Annotated in this window: 9 protein-coding genes; all 9 read left to right on the top strand. The window is 66.8% G+C overall.

The features are described from left to right. Window positions 1–240: hypothetical protein (locus WC326_16440; protein ID MFA7332659.1), on the top strand; the 240-nt coding region annotated here is incomplete at its 5' end. 38 nt (window positions 241–278) lie between these two features. Then, a complete protein-coding gene (locus WC326_16435) occupies window positions 279–740 on the top strand; it encodes a hypothetical protein (protein MFA7332658.1) in 462 nt (153 codons plus the stop codon). A gap of 85 nt (window positions 741–825) precedes the next feature. After that, window positions 826–1,158, top strand: coding sequence for a hypothetical protein (locus tag WC326_16430; protein MFA7332657.1), 333 nt, complete (start codon window positions 826–828; stop codon window positions 1,156–1,158). Between the two features lie 50 nt (window positions 1,159–1,208). Then, window positions 1,209–1,364, top strand: a complete 156-nt coding sequence (locus WC326_16425) for a hypothetical protein (protein MFA7332656.1) — start codon at window positions 1,209–1,211, stop codon at window positions 1,362–1,364. A 12-nt stretch (window positions 1,365–1,376) separates the two neighbouring features. After that, the gene (locus WC326_16420) at window positions 1,377–4,103 is read left to right on the top strand and encodes a phage tail tape measure protein (protein MFA7332655.1); all 2,727 of its coding nucleotides are present in this window, start codon (window positions 1,377–1,379) and stop codon (window positions 4,101–4,103) included. Further along, window positions 4,093–4,785, top strand: a complete 693-nt coding sequence (locus WC326_16415) for a hypothetical protein (GenBank protein MFA7332654.1) — start codon at window positions 4,093–4,095, stop codon at window positions 4,783–4,785. The genes WC326_16420 and WC326_16415 overlap by 11 nt, the downstream gene beginning before the upstream one ends. A 9-nt stretch (window positions 4,786–4,794) precedes the next feature. After that, window positions 4,795–5,556: a hypothetical protein gene (locus WC326_16410; GenBank protein ID MFA7332653.1), complete on the top strand. Its 762-nt coding sequence runs from the start codon at window positions 4,795–4,797 to the stop codon at window positions 5,554–5,556. After that, window positions 5,541–6,107 (top strand): phage baseplate assembly protein V, encoded by a 567-nt coding sequence (locus tag WC326_16405; protein MFA7332652.1) that lies wholly within the window; start codon window positions 5,541–5,543, stop codon window positions 6,105–6,107. The genes WC326_16410 and WC326_16405 overlap by 16 nt, the downstream gene beginning before the upstream one ends. 9 nt (window positions 6,108–6,116) lie before the next feature. After that, window positions 6,117–6,365: a hypothetical protein gene (locus WC326_16400; GenBank protein MFA7332651.1), complete on the top strand. Its 249-nt coding sequence runs from the start codon at window positions 6,117–6,119 to the stop codon at window positions 6,363–6,365. Window positions 6,366–6,383 lie beyond the last annotated feature (18 nt).

Here is a 6,383-nt window from a genome sequence, read left to right as displayed (position 1 = left end):
CTGGCGGCCCTGCCGCACCTGGGCAAGCCCAACGACTCGGAGGGCGAGGGCCTGCTGCTCATGGAAACCGACATGCGCGCGCCGCTTTCCCTGATGGCGCAGAAGGGCGAGATCGACCACTACGATCTGCAGCTCACCTCGACGGACGAGATGCGGGCCCTGGGCGAGGTCGAGGCCCGGATCTCGATCAACAGCATGAAGGCCTTCGAGATCATTCTGGAGAAGGTCTACCTCGATTAGCCCGAGGCGGCTTACAGACTTAAGGAAGGAGAACCACCATGCCTCCCACGCCGGGATTCGCCGACGGCATCGCGGGCAACAGTGTCAAGATGCTCTTGAATGGCATGCCCGTCTTCGGGCTTGTCAACTTCAACTGGAAGATCTCCAAGGACAAGAAGCCCGTCTTCGGCGCGGGCTTCGCGGACGCCCATGGCGTCGTCCGCTCGAACCACACGACCTACGAGATCGACTTCGAGATCACGGAGCTGCTCATCTCCCTGGCCGAGCTCAAGACCGTCATGGCGGCCGGAAGCCTGGCCGCGGGCGAGCTCTACCTCAATCCGTGCGACTGCCGGAACGCCGTCATCGTGCTCTTCTATCCCGGTCTCAACAGTGCGCTGTCCAAGACCTTCACGGGCGTGGAGATCACGAACACCGACGGCGGCATTTCCGACAGCGAGGACGCGGAGGCGATCAGCATCAAGTGCTCGGGCTTCGCCACGGGCATGCTGGGCTTCTAACACACACAGCACGGGGCAGGGGCGCACCAGCCGAGCAGGCCCGCGCCACTGCCCCGGACTCTCTCAACTCCCCTCTGGAGGATTCATGGACACCATCACGCCCGAAGTCATCAAAGACCTCAAGGCCACCTACCCCAAGAACAGCCTCTACCAGCTGGAGCTGCCGGACGGACGCGGCTTCGTCGTGCGCGGCTCCAGCTGGGACGAGTTCAGCCGTCTGGCCAAGAGCGCCAAGGGGAATGAGCAGCGCCTGGCCCTGGACATCGTCCGGACCTTCGTGGTCGCGCCGGCCATTGACCCGCAGGAACTGGAATACAACCAGGGCGGGCAGTGGGAGCCCGGCCTGATCGCAGCCCTCAGCGAGAAGATCCAGGAGGTCCTGGGCTACTCGAAGGAGATCACGGTAAAAAAGCTCTGAGGGCAGCGCGCGCGGAGCTGGAGGGTGCCTGGTACCTCCAGGCCCGCGCGGTGATTGCCCACCGATTTCATGCCTACACGTTCGAGGATCTCGACGCCACGCCCTTCGAGGAAGTCGTCGAGCTGCAGGTGGCGGCGGAGTGGCTGGGCGAGCAGGAAGCGAAGGCAAATCGGCCCACCAGCCGACCCAGCCGGCGGAAGCGATAGGAAGTCCACTCGATGATGACCGGCTTCACCAGCGCCATCACGATCAGCGTCTTCGGGACGAGCAACCTCTCGGCCTTCACGGCCGCGTCCAAGCGCCTGGACAAGTTCGCGGGGAACTTCGAGCAGGCCAGCGAGCGCGTGAAGAAGGCCGGTCTGAAGACCATGCTGGTGGGCGCAGGGATTGCCGCCAGCCTGGCCATGCCCATCCTGCAGATGGGCAAGTTCCAAACCGAAGTGGCGCGGGTCGGCGGCATCGCGGAAGCCTCCAACAAGCAGGTTCAGGCCATTGGCGACACGGCCATGTACCTGGGCGCCAAGACGGCCTTCACGGCCCAGCAGGTGGCCGAGGGTCAGGGCGAGCTGGCGTCCATGGGTCTGACGGCCGACCAGGTGTCGAACAAGACCGGCATCATGGCTGACACGATCTCCTTCGCCACGGGCCAGCAGGTGGCCATGGCGGACGCCGGGGCCCTGCTCGTCGGCACGCTCAATGCCTACCAGAAGCCCCTGTCCCAGGCCACGACACTGAGCGACATGATGACCGTGGCCATGAACCGTTCCAACCTGAAGTTCGGCGACCTGCAGGAGTCGATGCTCAACACGGCCTCGACCTCGGCCACGTTTGGGCAGTCCATTGGGACCAACCTGGCCGTGCTGGGCGTCTTGGCCAACCGGAACGAGGTGGGCGCGCGCGCCGGCACGCGGCTTTCCATGACCATGACCAAGCTCTACACCCAGGCGGGCAAGGTGCGCAAGGCGCTGGGCGTCGACGTCTACGACAAGGTCACGGGCAAGACGCGGGACTTCATCGAGGTCTTTGGCGAGCTGAAGGCCAAGCTCGGCACCCTGTCCGAGGAGAAGAAGAACACCACCCTGACGGACATCTTCGGCGCCGAGGGCATCAAGGTCTTCAACATCCTCTTGTCCAGCTCGCGCGATGAGCTGATGGGCATGCGCGGCGACATCACGAAGGCCTCCAGCGCCACGGCCAAGTTCGAGAAGCGCATCATGGACACGCCGACGGGCCAGTGGAAGCTCATGAAGGCGGCCATGAGCGGCGTCAGCATGACGATTGGTGGGGCGCTGATGCCCATGACCCTGCAGCTCATGGGCGCGATCAAGGGCGTGGCCGACGCCGTCTTCGGCTGGCTGCGCGCGCACCCGGTCCTGACCAAGGTGGCGGCGGGCATCGCCTTCGTGGCGGCCGTGGGACTGATCCTGGGCGGGGCCCTGCTACTGGTGGGCGGCGGCTTCCTGCACCTGGGCGCCTTGGCCCTGCAGCTCCCCGCCAAGCTTGGGCAGATCGCCTTCTCGATGGGCGTGACGAACTCGGCGGCCGTGCCGCTGACCGCCAGCCTGACGGCCCTGGGCCTGGGCGCCCTCAAGATGATCGCGCCCTTTGCCCTGGTGGGCCTGGCCCTTTACGCCATCGTGAAGGCCTGGGACACCAATTTCCTGGGCTTCCGTAACACGGTCGAAGAGGTCTGGTTCGCCATCAAACCCGTGGTCTTCGCCATCTGGGGCGGCGTGAAGGCCATGGGCGATGGGATTGCCAATGTCTTCGACGCCACGCTGGGGGCCTTCTGGCGCTTCCTGACCGGCTGGTACCAGGGCGCCATGAGCGGCATCTCGCCCATCCTCTATTTCGCCGGCATGGTGGCCTGGGGCCTGGGCTTCATGGTCGGGACGATCCTGCGCGCGTGGAACTGGATCCGGGCCAACCCCATCGTCAGCGGCCTCCTCTTCGTCGCCCTTGGCGCCTTTGCCTGGCCGCTCATCGCCCCGGCCATCGCGGCCGTGTGGACCTTCGCCACCCAGACGATGCTGGCGGGCGCGAAGGCCGCGATCGGTGGTGCCCGGGCGGCGGCGGGCTTCCTGGTGGCGCGCGTGGCGGCGATGCGGGCCGGCGCGGCCTACCTCTGGAATGCCCGCAGCGCGATCCTGCTGAACGCCCAGATCGTGGCTGTGGCGGTCGTGTCCAAGATCTGGGCCGGCATCCAGTGGCTCCTTAACGCGGCCCTCTCCGCCAACCCCATCGGCATCGTGATCGGCCTGCTGGCACTACTCACCGCCGGCATCGTCTACGCCTATCAGCACAGCGAGGGCTTTCGGAACCTGCTGAACACGCTGTGGGACGGCTTCATCTGGGGAGTGAAGACCGCAGCCAAGGTCATCTTCTGGCCCATCACCGGCCTGAAGCTCCTCTACGACCACGTGAAGCCGGTCAAGGATTTCATGGACGGCATGTGGGACGGATTTCTGAGTGGCATCGGCTGGGTGATCGACGGGATCAATGCCTTCATCCAAACCGTCAACAGGATCCCCGGCATCGAGATCCCCATGATCCCGAAGGTCGGCGTGGCAGCGACCGTCCCCAAGCCGGCGACGAGCGCGGCTGTGCTCCCCGTGGCGCCCTCCATGGCCACGCCCATGGGCATCGAGGCGGCGCTGACCAGCGCGCCCCTTGGCGGGCGCCTTGCGGCGGCGACCCACTCGGGCCTCGCGGCCGGGCAGAGTCCGCTGAAGCCCGCCCAGGCCAGCGTCGGCACGCAGCCGGCCAAGGCCATCACGCAGCGCAGCCAGACCGCCAATGTTGACCGCAGCATCACGGTCTCGAAGATCGAGGTGACCGCAGGCCCGAACACGCCGGCGACTTCCATCCGCGACCAGGTGGTGGAAGCCCTGCGCAGCGCGGCCGGCCAGGAAGACGGCCTGGAGGGCCTGCAGTATGCCAACTGATCCGAACCAGGCGGGCCCGCCGACCGCCGAGGACCAGCTCCTGCAGGAGGCGACGGCTGCGGGCTCGTCGCTGCGCAACCTGTCCGAGATCCCGTTCATGCTGGGCGGCCTGACCTTCATCGTGCCGCCCAAGGCCATGACCGTCAAGCAGGCGATCAAGGTGGACGAAGTCTCCATCCCCAAGAAGAGCGGCAAGGTCCGGCATGTGACCGGCTACGAACCCGCTGAGATCAGCGTGGAGCTGGAGGTTTGTGACGAGGAGGGCCTGGACGGGACCCTGGTGCAGCCGGCCCTGGAGCGCCTGCGCGTCCTGCAGCGCCTGTTCCGGGACGGGCGCGCTAGCCTACCCAAACCGGTGGAGATCGTCTCGCCCCTGACCGACCTGATTGGGATCCGCCAGGTCTTCATCCAGGAACTGACGGCCGACGAGGACGGGACCTTCGATTGGATCCCCGTCCACCTGGTGCTCACCGAGTACGAATCCGTCAAAACCCAGCTGGAGAACCAGGCGGCCGGCGCCGGCGCGTCGGATGACGCGGCGGCCCAGGGCGCGGAGGCCATCGAGGGGAACGCCGAGCTGGACCACGAGCTGGGCTACGTGCGCGACCAATTCAACGCCGGCATGGAGGATGGCTCGGGAACGGAAACGCCCTCCGAGGACCTGGACGACCCGGATGAGTAGGAGGCCCCTGTGACCCCACTCTTCGAAGTGACCTGGAAGGGCCAGTCCATCGACCCGGTCGTGGCGGCCTTCCACGTGATCAGCCAGGCCACGAACACGGCTGATTCGGGTCACCTGCTGCTGCAGGATCCCGAGGGCCTGATCGCGCCCCAGGTCAAGGCCGGCGACGCCATCCGTATCCGCTGGGGCTACCAGGAAGACGCAGCCCTCACGCCGATTTTCCACGGCGTTGCACGGGACGTGCAGGCCAGGGGCCTCCAGACCGTCGTCCACCTGATCGACTGGCAGACCCTGCTGCAGGCCCGGGGCCGGGTCATCACCCGCACCTGGGACCAGTCGACGCCAGCGGAGATCGCGGGCGACCTCATCGCCGGCACGGGTCTCACGCTGGCGGCCCAGGCGCCGGATCTCACCATCGACCGCTTCCCCGTCCACGGCCTGACGCCCAAGGAGGCCCTGCTGCAGCTGGTGCACTGGGTGAGGCGGGAGGCGGACATCAAGCTCCGCTTCTTCGTGCGCGACGGCCAGCTGGTGCTGGCCGAGCCCGACCACGCCCAGACGGCCGTGCACGCCATCGAGACGGGCGTCAACCTGATTGACCAACGCCCGGGACGGCTGGGCCTGCTGGAAGTGGAGACCCTGGTAGCGCCCGTCCTGCATAGCCAAGTGGTGACGATTGACGGCACGCGCTGGTTTGTCGAGGAGGCTCAGTACCGCTGGCAGGCGGGCGGGCGTCTCGTGTTGCAGGTGGCGCCGTGCGCGACGAGCTGAGAAAGATCATCGAGCAGGTCCGGCCGGACCTCTCTTCCTACATGCGCTTCCCCGTGCGGGGCGTGGTGACCGAGGTGGATGCCGCGGCCTACACGGTCAGCGTCCAGCCGGACGACCCCGCTCTGGCGCTGCTACCCCGCTGCGAGATCCTGGCCGTATGGGCGACGAGCGCCGCGCGCCTGGTGGTGTTGCCCACGGCGGGTGACCACGTCATGGTCTCCTTCGAGGGTGGCCAGCCGGACAAACCCTTCGTCTCGGGCTTCCTTACGACCTCCGGCCCGCAGGACAAGCACTTGGTGCTGGAACAGGGCCAAGCCCGGGTCATCATCAGCGCGGACGGCCTGGTGGAAATCGAATCGGCCGTGAAGGTCCACGTGAAGGCGCCGGCCGTGGAGCTGGGCGCGGCGGCGGCCGAGCAGCTCATCAAGGGAAACACGTTCCAGTCGCTCTTCAACAGCCACTTCCACATCGGCAACAAGGGCCGGCCCACCAGCAACCCGGTGGTGCCATTGTCGGGCGCGGAGCTTTCAAACACCTCTCGGACGGAGTAGTGTAAGGGCATGGCACTGAACCCCCAGCAGCTGGCGGATCTGATCCGCTCCAAGACCGAGCAGCGCTTGTCCGGCCTGGATCCGCGCAACCCTGTGAACGCCGGCGCCATTGATGCCGCCCAGACCCTGGCGCTGGCCGAGGCGATCATCGAACACATCCAGGCGGCGGCCATGGTGATGCCGGGCATCCCCGTGGCCACGACGGGCAGCCAGAGTGCCCAGACGGGCGCCACGACGGGGCCGGGGGCCATCCTATGAGCACGTTCCTAGCCCGCG

It is taken from the genome of Candidatus Delongbacteria bacterium (assembly GCA_041675285.1).
In the GTDB taxonomy this organism is placed as follows: Bacteria; CAIWAD01; CAIWAD01; order CAIWAD01; family CAIWAD01; genus CAIWAD01.
Note: the sequence above shows the minus strand (reverse complement) of the source record. Positions and strands in the feature narration are given on the sequence as shown.

Excerpts from the sequence above, each read along its gene's own strand:
- WC326_16415 (MFA7332654.1), top strand. The coding sequence starts at position 4,093 with ATGCCAACTGATCCGAACCAGGCGGGCCCGCCGACCGCCGAGGACCAG.
- WC326_16420 (MFA7332655.1), top strand. The coding sequence starts at position 1,377 with ATGATGACCGGCTTCACCAGCGCCATCACGATCAGCGTCTTCGGGACG.
- WC326_16430 (MFA7332657.1), top strand. The coding sequence starts at position 826 with ATGGACACCATCACGCCCGAAGTCATCAAAGACCTCAAGGCCACCTAC.
- WC326_16400 (MFA7332651.1), top strand. The coding sequence starts at position 6,117 with ATGGCACTGAACCCCCAGCAGCTGGCGGATCTGATCCGCTCCAAGACC.
- WC326_16435 (MFA7332658.1), top strand. The coding sequence starts at position 279 with ATGCCTCCCACGCCGGGATTCGCCGACGGCATCGCGGGCAACAGTGTC.